This is a genomic window from Dysosmobacter sp. Phy, assembly GCF_054476235.1.
Window position 1 is genome coordinate 420,595 of record NZ_CM136997.1, and the last position, 14,942, is coordinate 435,536.

Below are 14,942 nucleotides of genomic sequence, written 5' to 3' on the forward strand. Positions count from 1 at the left end.
GTCATTGGTGTGTCCGTCTCCCGGCCGCGCGGGTCGGGGAATGTCCGGCAGGCGTATGTCCTGCTGAACATGGTCCCATTTTTCAGCTTCTGCTGAACGCAGAAGCCAGCGTACGTTTCAGCGCCCCCTGTTCTCCAACTGCCGGAGGGCAGGGGGCGGTTTCTATGAGAGGAGCGCCGTCAAATGCACAAAGACAACGAATCTGCCAAACTGCTGCGCAGCATCCAGAACATGGTATTCGGCATCGGGCTCATGGTGTTTTCCCTGGGGCTGTGCTTTTTCGCCGCCCTGTTCGGCGGGGTCTTTTCCGGGCAGGGCAGCCTTGCTGCCGTGATCGTGGCGCTGCTGTACGCGGCACCCGTTGTGTTCCTGATCGGTGCCATCTGGTGGTTCGGCTCCCGGCGGCTGGCCGATCCGGTGAACGATCCCCAGACCCCCTCCTGACGGCCGGTCCGGCCGCTCTCCACACTGACGCAAAGGAGCTTTCTATGCCTTTTTCCACTCATGAAGAAACCGGTCTTGTCCTTCTGACCTCCTCCCTGCTGGGCGGCGTGCGCCACGCCTTCTCCACCCGGCCGGGCGGCGTCTCCCCCGCGCCCTGGGACTCCCTGAACCTGGGACCCGGCCGAGGCGATGCGCCGGAGAACGTGGCGGAGAACTACCGCCGCTTCTTCGCCTGCCTGGGGGCGGACGAGCACCGGGCGGTGCTGAGCAAGCAGGTCCACGAGGCCACTGTCCGCACCGTCACCGCCGCCGACGCCGGCAAGGGTCTGGTCCGGCCCCGGGACTACGAGGCCGACGCCCTGATCACCAATGAACGGGATCTGCCTCTGGTGGTCTTTTCCGCCGACTGCGGCATTTTGCTGCTTCACGACCCGGTCACCGGCTGCGCCGGTGCAGTCCATGCCGGGTGGCGGGGCTGCGCCGCCGGGATCGTGGAAAAAACCGCAAGAGAACTGTGCCGGGTCTTTGGCGCAAAACCGGAAAACCTGCTGGCCGCCGTGGGCCCCTGCATCGGCCAGTGCTGCTTCGAGACGGACGGCGACGTGCCGGAGGCCATGACGGCGGCCCTGGGGGACGCCGCGGCGCCTTATCTGGAGCGCCGGGGCCCCAAGTGGCACGTGGATCTGGCGGGGCTCAACCGCCTGTGGCTGCTGCGGGCGGGCCTGGCGCCGGAGCACATCGACCTGTGCGGCCTGTGCACCGCCTGCCGCCGGGACTGGTTCTGGTCCCATCGGAAAATGGGCCAGGCCCGGGGCGCTCAGGTGGCGGTCATCATCCTGTGAGGGAGCGAATCTGTTCAGGAAAGGCGGAGAGCCGATGAAAATGCGTATCCTATCCCTGCTTTTGGCCGGATTGCTCCTGCTGTCTCTGACAGGCTGCTGGGAGGAGGACCCGGCGGATATGAGCACCTCTCTGATCCCCGGAGAGCTGGAGGATGAGACAGCCCAGGAAGAAGAGGCAGAAGTCCTGCTTCCCCTGTCCTTCTCCCTGCCCTACGACGCCGGCAAGACCCTGGACCCCATCACCTGCGCCGACGGGATGCAGCAGGTGGTCGGCTCGCTGCTGTACGAGGGTCTCTTTGAGCTGGACACCCAGCTGGAGCCACAGCCCTGTCTGTGCGAGCGCTACACCTATGATCCGGAGACCTTTACCTATGTCTTTACCCTTCGCTCCGGCGTGCAGTTCTCCGACGGCTCCGCCCTGACCGCCGCCGATGTCACGAAGGCCCTGTGGCGAGCCAAAAGCTCCCAGCGCTATGGTGCCCGTCTGGCTCAGATGACCTCTGCCGCTGCCGGGGAAGGCACGGTCACCGTGGTCCTGGCCGGTGCCAACACCGGCTTCCCCTCCCTGCTGGACATCCCTATCGTCAAGTCCGGCACGGAGGGAGAACTGGTCCCGGTGGGAACCGGCGCCTATTATTACGCTCAGGATGAAGCCGGTCCCTGCCTGCTGGCCAACAGCAGCTGGTGGCGGGGCACCGAGCAGCCGGTGGAACGGATTGGTCTGTCCTCCGCAGTGGACCGGGAGTCCATGCTCTATCAGTTCACCTCCCATGACGTCCAGCTGCTCACAGCCGATCTCACCGGCAGCGACCCCATCAGCGCTACCGGCAATGTCAGCTTCCAGGACGCCGACACCACCATTTTCCAATATCTGGGGCTCAACACCACCCGGGAGCCCTTCAACAATGCCGCCGTGCGGCGCGCGTTCAGCCAGGGAGCCAACCGTGCCGCCCTGACCAGCGCCTTCCTCTCCGGCCACGCCCTGCCGGCCCAGTTCCCGGTCTCCCCGGTGTCACCCCTGTATCCGGAGGAGCTGGAGCAGACGTACGTCTATGACGATTTTGCCCAGGCGCTGGGCGAGGCGGTGAACAGCCGCACCTGGACCCTGACTCTGCTGGTAAATGAGGAAAACAGCTTCAAGGTCTCCGCCGCGGAATACCTGGCCCAGACCCTCTCCGCCTCCGGCGTGACTATCGAGGTCAAGGCCCTGCCCTGGGCGGAGTATACCGCCGCCCTGACCGCGGGGAATTTTGATCTGTACTACGGCGAGGTCAAGCTCACCGCTGACTGGGATCTGCGCCCGCTGCTGGCCATCGGCGGCTCCCTGAACTACGGCGGCTGGGCCAGCGAGACCACCAACAGCCTTCTGGCAGCCTACGCCTCCGCCACGGACCGGAGCGCCGCCATGGAAGCCCTGTGCCGCCATCTGCAGCAGCAGGCGCCCCTGATTCCCGTGTGCTTCAAGTCCACCTCCGTGCTGGTTCAGGCCGGCGTGGTGGAGGGGCTGACACCTACCATGACCAATCCCTTTTACGATCTGCCCTCCTGTGTCATCCACCTGCGGGAGGGCTGAGTGCCAAACAAACGTCCCCCAGCACGGATAAACCCGTGCCGGGGGATCTCTTTTTGACTCAGTTCGTCACTCCGGACGATGCGGCGATCAGCTCCAGCTTCTGCGCCCGGGACAGATGCTTGATGGCCGCCTCCCGGCGCAGGGCGGCGGACCAGTCCGACGCTTCCTCCCGGTAGACCAGCTCCACCGGCAGGCGGCTGCGGGTGTATTTGGCGCCCCGGCCGCTCTGGTGGGCAGCCAGCCTCCGGTCCAGATCCGTGGTGGAGCCGGTATATAAAGAGCCGTCGGCGCAGCGGAGCATATAGACAAAGCAGGCCACGGCGCACCTCCCTTCCCTGGCGCAGGTGTTTTCCCCAGTATACCACCGCAGCTGCCGCCGGGCAAAGGCTTTTTGCGGGCATGGGGACTGCCCCGGACCGCATAGAAATGGGCGGGAGGGATTTTATGCTGTCTGCTGCACTGCTGCTGTTTGCCAATACACTGCTGTTCTCCCTGCGCCTGTCCGGAAGCGGCTCGTTCCCCAAGCCGCTGTCCGCTGCGGAGGAACGGGAGTATCTGGAGAGATACGCCAAGGGGGACCGCGCCGCCCGGGACGTGCTGATTGAGCGAAACCTGCGATTGGTGGCCCATATCATCAAAAAATACTACACCCAGAGCGCCGACCAGGAGGACCTGATCTCCATTGGAACCATCGGATTGATCAAGGGCATCACCAGCTTCAACCCGGACAAGGGGGCAAGGCTGGCCACCTACGCCGCCCGGTGCATCGAAAACGAGATCCTCATGTATTTCCGCAGCCAGCGCAAGCTCCAGGGTGAGGTGTCCCTGTCAGAGTCCATCGAGACCGACAAGGAGGGCAACGCCCTGCAGCTGATGGACATCGTGGGCGTGGACGACACCATGCTGGACGACATCCACGACCGGGACAGCGCCCTGCAGCTGCGGCGTCTGATCCGGGAGAACCTGACACCCCGGGAGGCGGAGATCGTCCGCCTGCGCTACGGACTGGGCGGCACAGTGCCCCTGACCCAGCGGGAGATCGCCACCTCCTTCGGCATCAGCCGCAGCTATGTATCCCACCGCCGCTAATGTAAGCGAAGCCCGGAAAGCCTTGTGGGACAAGACTTCCGGGTTTCAAGTGCAACTGGGAGTAGCGCCGCGGTTATTGTAAGTGGTGAAAATTTTAGGAAGATAAGCGGTCATTCGTTGTCAAATTTAGTGTTATTATAAAATCACTATCTCAGATTTTTTATACTAATCCTTCCAACAACATCGGCATTACGCTTTTCGAACGCTTCGTCGATATATGTCCCAGGTGAATTCTTGAAATCTGACCATTTTACAAGTACGCAGTAACGGTCTTTGTCTTGCCACGCACATCCATCATGGGGTTCACAGTAATAATTGGCACTGAATTCACGAATTACAGTGTTATCGTTAATGGCTACGTGATTATGATTACCATTACATTTAGTACAGTGATATGTACCCTTGAAAATGCTATCGTACATGTTTGGCAAAACAACCCCAAGTATTCCGTTACGCGTATTCCCCTTTCCGTTGAAAAGAGAACCTTGTAATTCACGTTTTATGAAATAGTTTTTATCTCTGCCAAAAAGGTCTGTCCCCTCGTTTTCGGATGAATGTGTTCCAATTAGAAATATAGTTACAGTCGAATCACGCAAATAATCTTCACGGATTACCTGCATGATATAATCACCATCTTCACTTTCGATAATTCGATCAAGTGATTTGTCAATATAATTTTCCTTACCAAGTAGCTCAATAACAGCTTTGCGATAATCGGCATCTTCTTTTTTGAAACTTATAAAACATTTGTGTCCCATGCGCTATTCCTTTCCATATTATTTATAGGCCGTATATTGAAACAGTTTCTCGGTGTCCGGAATATACTACAATGTGGATATCTGTATTAATAAGGTGTTTATTGAAGCGAAGTGCGCCGACCATATATTCAAGCAGTTCTCGTTCACTTTTTTTATTATTCCTGCCATGGGTACCAATAATCGGCATATAGACCGGAAAACGTTGCGATCTTAAATTGCAATATTCAATTACTGATTGTACAGTAATCATATACTCTTCATCAGATGTTTCAGGATGAAGGGCGCTGTTAAAAGCGGACATGCCTACAAAGAAATATGATATTTTATCCTCGGGGGCTTTTTTAAACTCTGCAACAGTTCCAACTGGATAACGTTTTAGATTGCCTTTTCGTTTATCTTCCGTTGTTAAAATACGATCAGGTTTAAGCTGTTGATTTTCTACTAAATCGTTTTGTAATGCAACATTAAGCATTTCAGGAGTATACCCATCTGTGCAAATCCTTTTGACTGCCATTCCGTGAATCGTGGTTTCAGATATAAGGTCGTTATCAACAAGGGTATCAAAGCAACGATTTGCAGTAATAACAATATTCCTACGTTCTCCGCTATTTTCAAACAAATCGCCATATTCAACGTATACATGGTGAACATTACCAGCGTCAATTACAGCTATTTTTTCTTTACCAAGAACATATTTACATTTAATTACAAACATGATTAGCCAAATAAGTGCCACAATAAACACGCTAATAAGAAAGCGCTTTAAGAAATTAACATCTTCTGGAAGTATATCATCAAAGCCACACAAAAAGCCTAAAATTTGGAATGATGCGATGATAGAGGTTGTTAATACCGATGCACTCTTTGCTAAATAAGAAAAATTGATTTTGATTTGTTTACAAATAGATATTGCCTTATCAAATATGTTCATTTGACTCCTCCTAAATATCGCTACTTGTGAAATCGTACTGAAAGTAGGTATACGCAGTTGGCCGGGTAACAGACTTTCAATAGGACTGCTTTGTTCAATATTTATCGAGTCCTTTTACAATGTAGAAACCAGCAATTCCGTTTGTGCTCAAGAAAGTCAGAAGATTTTTGAATATCTTTATTTTATGATGCAGTTAGTTAGAAACCAATCCCCAATTGACATATGTTTCCCTTGAGTAAAAATTTTTACCACTTGTAAGATGTTCACCGTTGACCGTAAATCGATTGATTGCATCCAAAATTGGAGCCTTTGCGAATGCTATATGCAACGCCTCAACTCCGGGTCTGTTAATCCTTTCGGCAAGGGCTTTAGGCCACATGTCGGATAGTGCATCAACATTCCATATACCAGAATAATCAGGATATGCAATTATCAAGGGCAGTTTATAAACGTCGATAGCTTGTTCAATTTCATATGACAATACACTTCCGGTATAGCGGGTATCCTTAGAGATGATAACAAACATGTTCTTGGATGCGCTAAGCCGTTGGCGAATGCGTGCATACAGGGTAGCTTTTGAACTGGTGTCACGCACAGCATATGTTTTGTCGTGACTGTTCACAAATCTAAAATCAATATTTTTATTTGCAGTCCACGCCTGTAATGTAGCGTAATAACGAAAATCAGATTTTGACGGATCACTCTCTCCCAAACCATCAAATGCTACATAGGTTCCGGTTCTATTCATGTGTTACACCACCAATTCACTTATTTAAGATTAGATTCCTGATTAAAATTCAAGTTATATGCCCAATTCCTACCCTCACGGCACTTGCTTAGTTTCCCTTCATGAACCAATCCTACAAGAATCCGATTCGCCGTCGCTGCTGATACCCCGCACAGTTCCCGCACATCGGCATTCATGATATAGCCGTGGGTTTTCAGGTACTCCTGAATCTTGTTCCAGCGGAGTGTGGCCTTATCCACCTTCCCATCGCTCATTTCATCGCTCGTATTGACGGCATCCATGAGCGATGCCTTGATAGCTGAGAGCATAAACTCGATAAATACCGTAGACTCTCCCGCGTCGTTGGAGGCATTGATGGCGTCATAATACTCCTGCTGGCGGTCATGGATGATAGACTCCACCGGGAGCCAGGCAAAGGCCGGATTCCATTTGGAAAGCAGCAGCGTATGCCACAAGCGGCCCACACGTCCATTTCCATCCGCGAAGGGGTGGATCAGTTCAAACTCGTAGTGGAACACGCAGCTGCGGATGAGCATGTGGACCTCGCTGGTCTTTACCCAGTCCAGCAGTTCCATGACCAAATCCGGGACATACTGCGGCAGAGTGCCAAAATGCAGGACATGCCCCTCGCTGTCCACCACACCCACAGGCCGGGTGCGAAACACGCCGGACTCCTCCACCAGGCCCTGGGTCATGATGCCATGAGCAGTCAGCAGATCGTCCACCGAATAGGGATCAAGTTCATCCAACCGCTCATAAATCTCATAGGCATTTTTGACTTCGGCAATATCCTTAGGGGGAGCCAGGACATGCTTACCATTCAACACAGCAGTTACTTGCTCCAAGGAAAGGGTATTTTGCTCGATAGCCAAGGAACCATGGATGGTGCGGATGCGATTGGCACGGCGCAGCGTAGGACTTGTAGATAGGGGAGAGAATACAGTCAAACGCCCCACCAGCTCGGCGATCTCCGCCACATAGTCAATGATCTGGTTTGTGATTTCAAAGGGAGGTTTTTGGTTTCTCATGTAGCACCTCGCTGGGTCAATCGTTGTTTTCATTATACCACGCATCGCTCATTTCATCAATCAAAGTGCAAGGCCATGACAAGTCAACTTTAAAGAAGCATCCGAGAAAAATAAAGTCTGACTTTATTTTTCTCGGATGCTTCTTTGGACCCGTCATATATGCAGAATATTTACTTAAGATGCGCAGCCATGGAAAGGGCCAAACCAACAGCAGCGGGTTTGGCGGTGGGGAGAGATTCGAACCCCTGTACCGAAGTTATTCTCAAACTGATTTCGAGTCTGCCCGGTTGTGCCCACTTTGACAATTGCATAGAAAAAACTGATATAGTACTTCCCACGGCGGGAGGGAAAGCCTCCCAAAATAAAGCAGGGAGGTACAAAGATGATCTCAGGAAGTTTGACGAAAAAGAATGGATACTGGTATATGATCCTTCGAGTACGGGATGAGTCGGGGAAATCCAAACCCAAGTGGCTTGCGACTCACCTGCGGGCAGATGGAAACAAAAGAAAAGCAGAGGAAATGCTGTGGGCTGCCCGGCGGGACTATACAGATCTTTGGGAAATGCAGAGACGGAATTTCGGCATTCTTTTCAGCCACTATCTGATCGCATGGGTCAAAAACTTCCACGGAAAAGTATCCGTGGTGACATATACAGAATATCAGAAATGTATTCAAAACCGGATCGCGCCTTATTTTGAGGAACGCCGTATAGAGCTTGCCAAACTAAAGTCATCTGATATCTTGGATTACTACCATTTTTTATATGGAAAGGGACTGACAGGAAATACCGTTTTGCACTACCATGTGCTTTTGCGCAAGGCATTGGAGGAGGCCAAATTACGGGGTTTGATTATGGAAAATCCAACGGACCGTATTCCCCGTCCGAAAAAAGAGCCATCCGTTTCCGACTGCTATTCTCCAGAAGAATGTCGAAACCTGCTCAATGTGATCCAGGGAGTTCCCTTGGAACTGCCGATTGCTTTTGCCGTCTTATATGGACTGCGGCGCAGTGAGATATTGGGGTTACGCTGGGGTGCGGTTAACTTTGAGCAGCGGTGCTTTACCATTTCCCATACTGTCAGGGTGGTTTCAATCCATGGCCTCCGGCAAATCATTGCGGCAGACAGAGTGAAGCGAAAATCCAGTTTTCGGACTTTGCCTCTTATGCCTTATATAGCAAAACTCCTTCGGGAACATGCTGCGCAGCGATATGGTTCACAATCGCCGCCTCATGAGGACTATATCTGTGTAAATGAGAATGGAAAACTGATCAAGCCGGATACCCTATCAGAACAGTTTCAACGTATCATCAAGGAGAATCATTTGCGGCGAATCCGATTCCATGATCTGCGGCACAGCTGTGCCAATCTGTTGATTTCTGCCCGTGTACCTCTGATCGAAGTACAGCAGTGGCTGGGACACAGTACTATTTCCACCACAGCGGATCTATATTCTCATTTGGAATATGCACATAAGGAGCGAAATGCTGATACAATTTTGCAAATGATGCTATGACACAAGGAGGACGGTATGCCTTTTGATCTCTTGACACTCTTTGAGGAAACAGAAACGGCACTGACAAGATGGGATGAAGGTGACGAGAGTGCCGCCGAAGCATTTGCGAAGCGGATACTTTCACTGCGTCCTGCGCATGTGTCCGGGACAGGTTACAGGCTCTACCAAGAGGATGCCGTTGCCCGGTATGCCCAGTGGATATTGAACATGAACCGCGAACTTGGAATTGTCCCCTGTGTCGAGGCGCTCTATCAATTTTCTGGTCAGTTTTGGCCATCTGACACGCCTACCTTGACGGAGGATCAGGTCGACACGGTATTTCAAATGGCAGATCAGGTTTTCTGTTACACACAGAAAGTGTCGCCTGCACAGCCAATTGAAGTCCTGCTTTTCGATGCCCAGCATGAAACCTTAAACGGGGAAACAACAGCAGTTTTCATGCCGGATGGAATACGGGGATGCATCTGTATGTACCGGATGCGGGAGGAACGCCTTTCGCCCATTCCTGTTTTGTTGCATGAATTAGGCCATCTGCTCCATATCAGAGAAACCGGAGGCATGGGTCAAGTTCCTTCGTCCTTTGTGACATACTTGCGCTGCCTTGGGGCCCAGACTGATGCCCTTTCGATCCCGCAACTGCAAGATGTCTTTGCAGACACCTTCATGCTTGCGGTGATGAGTCGGTATCCGGAGTTGGAACCACCCATACCGGGGCTGTTAGAGCAAGCGTTCAAAGCCAGTTACGAATACATGAGTACACTTCTCGATGGCATGACGTCGTTCGACAGACTACTTTGATGAAACAACAATAAAATAAACTTTGGAAAGGAGAGATGCTTATGGAAAAACTCGCGTCAATTTTTTGCCATATACCGAGCGGCATGATGAAGGACGAGGCGCATCGGGAACTGTGGAGGCAGCATGACCGGCTGGCTCAGGAGGCAGCCCGGATGGGACGAACCATTGAGCACTGCTTCTTTCATGTGGGAGAATTTGACCTTGAAGAACCGGACAAGGTGTTCCTCCGCTTGATGCAGCGAGCGCAAGCAGACGATCTGGGCCTCGTATTGATCGAAAATAGGGAGCGATTTCCGTTATCACATCAAGCCCAGATCCCGCAAATGGATGTGTACTTTGTGCAGGAACATCAACAGGAAGTGTTTGGCTCTCAGAAGATACAGATTGGGATGGATGACGACATTCCCCAAAACGGCTGGGTATATTTCGGCTTTTAGTTGAAATCTGTCGGAAACTGTGTCACAATAGATAAAACTTCCTGAAAAGGATGTGACGGCTATGGATGCGGTTTCTCACTACCTGAATCATATTCTTACGCCACGACTGCGGGGCTATGGGGTAACTGAGCAGTTTTTGCTGTATACGGTCAGTACGGTTCACACCCAAATGACTTCTCTTCTGCGTCATTGGAATGACCGGGAGTTTCGGAACACAGTGCTCCTCCTTGGCATGGAGGAAGGGAGTTTTTATGAGCCGCCAGCCAAAATAGAGGTTCGATGCTTTGTGGTTGTTACCATTCGAAACAGCCCAATCGAAACATTACAAAGCAATTCTTATGCAGAAGCGGGCTTGAGCCAGGGGCTGGGGAAAAAAGAAGTCAAGGAGATAACTTCCGAGGCAATTCGGTATTTCAGCAAGCAGGATTTTGCTGAACTGTGCAGTCAGGCAAAACTCAGCACAAAACGAGATTTGTACCTGGAACTTGCGGAGGAACATCCCGTTGCATGGGCGTCTTTACAGTGCCTCGCCGGAGTGCGTGGGAAAACAGCTGACTATCCCCCGGTCCAGGTCGAGGCGCCTTATCATCTGGACAGGATCGATGACGGTACTGAAGGGACGGCGGAACCTGGTAAACTGGTTGTAGGTGTATATGACGGGTATTCCCCTGAGATTGAGCCGCCTCTGGTGGAGTATCTAAAAATGCTTTCGGCTGATTCCAATGGAGTCCTGATCGTAGATTCTTTCAAGTCTGTTACCCGAAATGTTACGAAACTCATGGGAATTCTGGAATTTCTTCTGACCCGGAATCTGCTCTTTGTTTCCACAAATTATTATCTGGAAAACGGCCATGTGGAACGCCGCATGAAATTGTTGCGGGCCGGCCATAGCACAAGCGATGTGAAGCGAAATATAGCGAACACTGCCGGCCTTGCCTACAGGCATAAGCTGATATTAAACCGATATGCCCCTAAACATGAGTGAGCATAGTGATTTTGGCCCGTACCGATGATCGGTACGGGCTCCTTTTTGCCCTCAGGCGCAAGTTAGCAAAGGTTGGCGCATAGAATCCACCGAGGAGGTGTGTCATGAAAGAAAAGACTCTTTCTGTTTCCTGCATGTATTCTGAAACCGGGCCGTTGGTGGTGGATTTGATCCGGGAATCCTTTCGATTTTTTCTGAAAAAAGAACTGGTTGTCCTGGATATTCGCCCGCAGATGTAGTATGGTTGTGGCGATGAATGGCCGCTTATCTCAGGAGGTATAGCATGTACTTAGAGATAAGCAATCCCATGGATTACCATGCGGCTTTATACATCAGACTATCAAAGGAGGATGAGAGCGAGGGACCATCCCAGAGCGTCCAGAATCAGGAGTCCCTTCTGCGGGAGTTTGTGCAGCAGCACCGGCTGAGCGTCCATGACACCTATATAGACGACGGCTGGAGCGGTACAAACTTCGACCGCCCCAGCTTCCAGCGGATGATTGCCGATATTGAGGCGAAGAAGGTCAACATGGTCATTACCAAGGACCTCTCCCGTCTGGGCCGTGACTACATCATGACCGGCCACTACATGGAGCGGTACTTCCCCGAGCACCGGGTGCGGTACATCTCCCTGCTGGACGGCATCGACACCGGCGTGGACTCCACCGCCAACGATATCACCCCCTTCCGGGCCATCATGAACGATATGTACGCCAAGGATATCTCCAAGAAGATCAAATCGGTCAAGCGGGATAAGCAGCGGAAGGGACAGTTTATCGGCGGCAAGCCGGTGTACGGCTACAAGATGCACCCAACGGAGAAAAACAAGATCGTCATTGATGAGGAAGTAGCGCCCATCGTGCGGCGGATTTTCGCCCTGGCCCTCTCCGGTATGAGCTGCCGGAATATCGCCGCCCTTCTCAACCAAGAGGGGGTGCCCACTCCGGCCACCTATGCCAATCTCCCAGTGGCAAAACCCGGCCCCTACACCGGCCTGTGGAGCAGTGAGCGGATCTCCGACATGCTGCAAAATGAGACTTACATCGGCAACATGGTACAGGGGCGCAGCGTGAAGATCAGCTATAAATCCAAGAAGTGCCTGAAGCAAGACCCAGCCAACTGGGTGGTGGTGGAGGGTACCCACGAGCCTCTGGTGGACAGAGAGACCTTTCAGAAGGTGCGGATGCTGGTAAACAGCCGCAAGCACACCCGGAGCCGGACCTACGACTTCCTGTTGAAGGGGCTGATCTTCTGCCATGAGTGCGGCTACCCACTGGCAGTCCTCAACCGGAAAAACGCCAAGGGAGAGGATGTGCTGTACTTCGTCTGCCGCACCTATCAGCGGTTCACCAAGGCTGGGGTCTGCACCTGCCATTCCATCAAGGAGAAGACGGTGACCGAAGCGGTGGTCGCCAAGGTGCGGGAGGTGTGCCAGGCGTATCTGAACCCTGATGAACTGCTGCCCGTGGCACAGGAAGCTGTGGAGAATGCCAGAAAGCAGAGCAGCCTGGAGTCGGAACTCCAAGCGCTCCAATCCAAGATCGACAGCCTCACCGCCAACCTGGACCGGATGTATACCGACCGGCTCAGCGGGCTGTTGCCCGAAGCGGACTTCCAGCGCATCTTTAGCCGGATCAAGCTGGAGCGGGAGCAGCTGGAGGCGAAACGGCAGGAGTTGGAACTGCGTCAAAAAAGCCCCGTCCGCAGTAAGGACAGGGCCTGGGAACTGGTACAGCGGTTCATCGAAACCGCCGGGGAGAGCCGGGAGCTGCTGGTGAGCCTCATCGAGCGGGTGGAGCTCACCGAGGACAAGGAGATCCTCATAAAATTCCGCTTCGCCCAGCTGGACGAAACGGCGGAAAGCCAGACACCGCAAGGGATTGCGCCGTCCCACCCGGCGTAAATTTCCGGCGGAAATCGCTTACAATAGCCGGGGCGCTATGTATCCCGCATCGAGAAGCGGGCGCTGGAGAAGCTGCGCGCGCAGCTGCAGGAAGCTCCGGCGCCCCGGCACCACCGGCCCTAAGGATTTCCACCAGTTTAAGAATACAGAGGGGACAGCAGTGACGCTGCTGTCCCCTCTGTATTCGGATTTTGTCGTATTTCAGTATCGGCGGATCACCGCCGCCACCTTCCCCAAGATCTGGGCATAGGTCCCGTCAATGGGAGAGTAGGCGTCGTTTTCCGGCATCAGCCAGGTACGGCCGTTCTTCCGGGACAGGCGCTTGACCGTGGCCTCGTCCTCGATCATGGCCACCACGATCTCGCCGTTGTTGGCCGTCTCCTGGCGTCGCACCACCACCAAATCCCCAGGCAGGATACCGGCGCCCAGCATGGACTCGCCCCGGACACGCAGGGCAAAAAACTCCCCGCTGCGGCCACCGGTATCAAAGGTCAGATAGTCCTCGATGCACTCCTGGGCCAGAATGGGGCTGCCGGCGGCTACATTGCCCACAATGGGCACCTTGTCCTCCGGCACCGGCGGAGCCGTCAGAGTGATAGCGCGGCCCTTCCCGGCGCCCTTTTCGATGACGCCGGCCTCCTCCAGGTGCTTCAGGTGGAAGTGGACCGTGGAGGGGGACTTCAGCCCCACTGCCTCCCCGATCTCACGCACGGAGGGCGGATAGCCCCGGCTTCGGATATAGGATACCAAAAAATCATAGATCTGCTGCTGCATTTTGGATAACTCCGCCATGGCGACCTCCTGTTCCCACTGGGTCCGTCATTGTTGCATCTTGATTGTAACACATCCTTCGGCGAGATGCAAACATTTGTTCCATTTTCTTCCGACTTTTTTTTGTTTTTTGGGAAACTCAGCTGCTCTTCCCGCATCGCTTTTTGAAAAATTGTAGGTTTGTCAAACATATTGGACGGCGAACTCTAAGGGGGAACACCAGTTGAGGGGCCTCATGGGGAAGTTGTTGGAGCGGCGGTTGTGAACGGCGAGCTGCTTTGCGAAGTCATCCAGGGAATAAAAGCTGTGGCAGGAATAGAAGCGTTTCTGGTCCTCACGGTGGCTGCGCTCCACCTTGCCGTTGTGGCGTGGGGTATAGGGACGGATGAGCTTGTGGCGGATGCCAAGCTCGGCGGCAGTTTTCTCAAATAGGGAAGGGCTGTCTTGTCTACCTGTGAGGAAGCGGTTGGTAAACTCTGGGCCATTGTCGGTCTGGACGCATTCCACCCGGATGCCCCGGCGGGCATACCAGCGGACCAGCTTTCTTAGAAAATCAGCGGAGGAAAAGGTGGACTGCTCGGGATAGGCGGCCAGGAAGCGCAGACGGGTAAACTCGTCAATAGCGGTGTACTGGAACAGGCGCAGCTCCGGGTCGGCGACGCAGCGGCGGGGCACCACCTTCACATCCACCTGGACACGCTGGCCGGGATAGGTCATCTGCTGGTAGGGCTTTGGCTTGTATGCTTTCTTCTTCTCGGCCGCAGGAAACAACCCCAGCTTGCGCATGACACGGAACAGGCTCTCCGGGCGGCGGGTATAGCCCCGCTGCCGCAACCGGTGCCACAGCTCCACCATGCCAAGGTTGGGATTCCTGCGGCGCAGGTCCCGGATCAGCTTCAGCTCCGCCTGTGTGTGCTGGTTGGGATGGTGGTGGGGCCGCCGGGACTGGCAGGCCAGGGATCCCGGTGTACCATCCCAGCGGTTCTTCCAGAAGTAGATGTACGACCGGCTTTTGTTGTACTTCCGGCTGGCTTTAGCTACTCCATATTTCTCCGCGTACTTCATCAGGGATTGCCTGTATGCCATGTCCTGTGTTATACTCTTGCTCATGAAGGATAT

The 14,942-nt window shown here is 53.5% G+C and carries 17 protein-coding genes; 10 read left to right on the forward strand and 7 right to left on the reverse strand.

What is annotated here, in order from left to right; all coding sequences use genetic code 11:
• The first annotated feature begins 183 nt into the window (after nucleotides 1-183).
• From ACVDHE_RS01940 to ACVDHE_RS01950, 3 genes are read left to right on the forward strand one after another with little or no spacing between them, the layout of a single operon-like run.
• A complete protein-coding gene (locus ACVDHE_RS01940) occupies nucleotides 184-444 on the forward strand; it encodes a hypothetical protein (RefSeq protein ID WP_458885432.1) in 261 nt (86 codons plus the stop codon).
• A 44-nt stretch (nucleotides 445-488) separates the two neighbouring features.
• The gene (gene pgeF / locus ACVDHE_RS01945; RefSeq protein WP_458885433.1) at nucleotides 489-1,286 is read left to right on the forward strand and encodes a peptidoglycan editing factor PgeF; all 798 of its coding nucleotides are present in this window, start codon (nucleotides 489-491) and stop codon (nucleotides 1,284-1,286) included.
• A 34-nt stretch (nucleotides 1,287-1,320) separates the two neighbouring features.
• Complete coding sequence (locus ACVDHE_RS01950; protein WP_458885434.1) at nucleotides 1,321-2,859, forward strand: ABC transporter substrate-binding protein; 1,539 nt, start codon at nucleotides 1,321-1,323, stop codon at nucleotides 2,857-2,859.
• Nucleotides 2,860-2,917: 58 nt separating this feature from the next.
• Here the strand turns inward: ACVDHE_RS01950 and ACVDHE_RS01955 are convergent, their stop codons facing one another.
• Nucleotides 2,918-3,178, reverse strand: coding sequence for a GIY-YIG nuclease family protein (locus tag ACVDHE_RS01955; RefSeq protein WP_458885435.1), 261 nt, complete (start codon nucleotides 3,176-3,178; stop codon nucleotides 2,918-2,920).
• Nucleotides 3,179-3,303: 125 nt separating this feature from the next.
• Here ACVDHE_RS01955 and sigK point away from each other — a divergent pair, with 125 nt between their 5' ends.
• A complete protein-coding gene (gene sigK, locus ACVDHE_RS01960) occupies nucleotides 3,304-3,948 on the forward strand; it encodes an RNA polymerase sporulation sigma factor SigK (RefSeq protein WP_458885436.1) in 645 nt (214 codons plus the stop codon).
• A 146-nt stretch (nucleotides 3,949-4,094) separates the two neighbouring features.
• Here sigK and ACVDHE_RS01965 read toward each other — a convergent pair whose 3' ends face one another.
• The 4 genes from ACVDHE_RS01965 to ACVDHE_RS01980 form a co-directional block, all read right to left on the reverse strand.
• Nucleotides 4,095-4,706 (reverse strand): TIR domain-containing protein, encoded by a 612-nt coding sequence (locus ACVDHE_RS01965; RefSeq protein ID WP_458885437.1) that lies wholly within the window; start codon nucleotides 4,704-4,706, stop codon nucleotides 4,095-4,097.
• A gap of 22 nt (nucleotides 4,707-4,728) precedes the next feature.
• Nucleotides 4,729-5,637, reverse strand: coding sequence for a macro domain-containing protein (locus ACVDHE_RS01970; protein WP_458885438.1), 909 nt, complete (start codon nucleotides 5,635-5,637; stop codon nucleotides 4,729-4,731).
• Nucleotides 5,638-5,830: 193 nt separating this feature from the next.
• Nucleotides 5,831-6,385, reverse strand: coding sequence for a TIR domain-containing protein (locus tag ACVDHE_RS01975; RefSeq protein ID WP_458885439.1), 555 nt, complete (start codon nucleotides 6,383-6,385; stop codon nucleotides 5,831-5,833).
• Between the two features lie 20 nt (nucleotides 6,386-6,405).
• The gene (locus tag ACVDHE_RS01980; protein ID WP_458885440.1) at nucleotides 6,406-7,413 is read right to left on the reverse strand and encodes a Fic family protein; all 1,008 of its coding nucleotides are present in this window, start codon (nucleotides 7,411-7,413) and stop codon (nucleotides 6,406-6,408) included.
• Nucleotides 7,414-7,795: 382 nt separating this feature from the next.
• Between ACVDHE_RS01980 and ACVDHE_RS01985 the strand changes: the two genes are divergently transcribed.
• From ACVDHE_RS01985 to ACVDHE_RS02010, 6 genes are all read left to right on the forward strand, one after another.
• A complete protein-coding gene (locus tag ACVDHE_RS01985; RefSeq protein ID WP_458885441.1) occupies nucleotides 7,796-8,929 on the forward strand; it encodes a site-specific integrase in 1,134 nt (377 codons plus the stop codon).
• Between the two features lie 15 nt (nucleotides 8,930-8,944).
• On the forward strand, nucleotides 8,945-9,727 hold the full coding sequence (locus ACVDHE_RS01990) for a hypothetical protein (RefSeq protein ID WP_458885442.1): 783 nt from the start codon (nucleotides 8,945-8,947) through the stop codon (nucleotides 9,725-9,727).
• 41 nt (nucleotides 9,728-9,768) lie between these two features.
• Complete coding sequence (locus tag ACVDHE_RS01995; protein ID WP_458885443.1) at nucleotides 9,769-10,164, forward strand: hypothetical protein; 396 nt, start codon at nucleotides 9,769-9,771, stop codon at nucleotides 10,162-10,164.
• Between the two features lie 61 nt (nucleotides 10,165-10,225).
• Nucleotides 10,226-11,149 carry a hypothetical protein gene (locus ACVDHE_RS02000; RefSeq protein WP_458885444.1) on the forward strand — a complete coding sequence of 308 codons (924 nt, stop codon included), beginning with the start codon at nucleotides 10,226-10,228 and terminating at the stop codon, nucleotides 11,147-11,149.
• A 104-nt stretch (nucleotides 11,150-11,253) separates the two neighbouring features.
• Nucleotides 11,254-11,388, forward strand: a complete 135-nt coding sequence (locus ACVDHE_RS02005; protein ID WP_458885445.1) for a hypothetical protein — start codon at nucleotides 11,254-11,256, stop codon at nucleotides 11,386-11,388.
• A 44-nt stretch (nucleotides 11,389-11,432) separates the two neighbouring features.
• Nucleotides 11,433-13,052, forward strand: coding sequence for a recombinase family protein (locus ACVDHE_RS02010; RefSeq protein ID WP_458885446.1), 1,620 nt, complete (start codon nucleotides 11,433-11,435; stop codon nucleotides 13,050-13,052).
• Between the two features lie 201 nt (nucleotides 13,053-13,253).
• Here the strand turns inward: ACVDHE_RS02010 and lexA are convergent, their stop codons facing one another.
• Together lexA and ACVDHE_RS02020 are read right to left on the reverse strand one after the other, a co-directional pair.
• Nucleotides 13,254-13,844: a transcriptional repressor LexA gene (lexA, locus tag ACVDHE_RS02015; protein WP_458885447.1), complete on the reverse strand. Its 591-nt coding sequence runs from the start codon at nucleotides 13,842-13,844 to the stop codon at nucleotides 13,254-13,256.
• 162 nt (nucleotides 13,845-14,006) lie between these two features.
• Nucleotides 14,007-14,933 carry a DDE-type integrase/transposase/recombinase gene (locus ACVDHE_RS02020; RefSeq protein WP_418724639.1) on the reverse strand — a complete coding sequence of 309 codons (927 nt, stop codon included), beginning with the start codon at nucleotides 14,931-14,933 and terminating at the stop codon, nucleotides 14,007-14,009.
• Nucleotides 14,934-14,942: the final 9 nt, after the last annotated feature.

What these genes read in the sequence shown, in the direction of transcription:
- ACVDHE_RS01940 (WP_458885432.1), top strand. Translation starts at nt 184, where the DNA reads ATGCACAAAGACAACGAATCTGCCAAACTGCTGCGCAGCATCCAGAAC.
- pgeF (WP_458885433.1), top strand. Translation starts at nt 489, where the DNA reads ATGCCTTTTTCCACTCATGAAGAAACCGGTCTTGTCCTTCTGACCTCC.
- ACVDHE_RS01950 (WP_458885434.1), top strand. Translation starts at nt 1,321, where the DNA reads ATGAAAATGCGTATCCTATCCCTGCTTTTGGCCGGATTGCTCCTGCTG.
- sigK (WP_458885436.1), top strand. Translation starts at nt 3,304, where the DNA reads ATGCTGTCTGCTGCACTGCTGCTGTTTGCCAATACACTGCTGTTCTCC.
- ACVDHE_RS01965 (WP_458885437.1), bottom strand. Translation starts at nt 4,706, where the DNA reads ATGGGACACAAATGTTTTATAAGTTTCAAAAAAGAAGATGCCGATTAT.
- ACVDHE_RS01970 (WP_458885438.1), bottom strand. Translation starts at nt 5,637, where the DNA reads ATGAACATATTTGATAAGGCAATATCTATTTGTAAACAAATCAAAATC.
- ACVDHE_RS01975 (WP_458885439.1), bottom strand. Translation starts at nt 6,385, where the DNA reads ATGAATAGAACCGGAACCTATGTAGCATTTGATGGTTTGGGAGAGAGT.
- ACVDHE_RS01980 (WP_458885440.1), bottom strand. Translation starts at nt 7,413, where the DNA reads ATGAGAAACCAAAAACCTCCCTTTGAAATCACAAACCAGATCATTGAC.
- ACVDHE_RS01985 (WP_458885441.1), top strand. Translation starts at nt 7,796, where the DNA reads ATGATCTCAGGAAGTTTGACGAAAAAGAATGGATACTGGTATATGATC.
- ACVDHE_RS01990 (WP_458885442.1), top strand. Translation starts at nt 8,945, where the DNA reads ATGCCTTTTGATCTCTTGACACTCTTTGAGGAAACAGAAACGGCACTG.
- ACVDHE_RS01995 (WP_458885443.1), top strand. Translation starts at nt 9,769, where the DNA reads ATGGAAAAACTCGCGTCAATTTTTTGCCATATACCGAGCGGCATGATG.
- ACVDHE_RS02000 (WP_458885444.1), top strand. Translation starts at nt 10,226, where the DNA reads ATGGATGCGGTTTCTCACTACCTGAATCATATTCTTACGCCACGACTG.
- ACVDHE_RS02005 (WP_458885445.1), top strand. Translation starts at nt 11,254, where the DNA reads ATGAAAGAAAAGACTCTTTCTGTTTCCTGCATGTATTCTGAAACCGGG.
- ACVDHE_RS02010 (WP_458885446.1), top strand. Translation starts at nt 11,433, where the DNA reads ATGTACTTAGAGATAAGCAATCCCATGGATTACCATGCGGCTTTATAC.
- lexA (WP_458885447.1), bottom strand. Translation starts at nt 13,844, where the DNA reads ATGGCGGAGTTATCCAAAATGCAGCAGCAGATCTATGATTTTTTGGTA.
- ACVDHE_RS02020 (WP_418724639.1), bottom strand. Translation starts at nt 14,933, where the DNA reads ATGAGCAAGAGTATAACACAGGACATGGCATACAGGCAATCCCTGATG.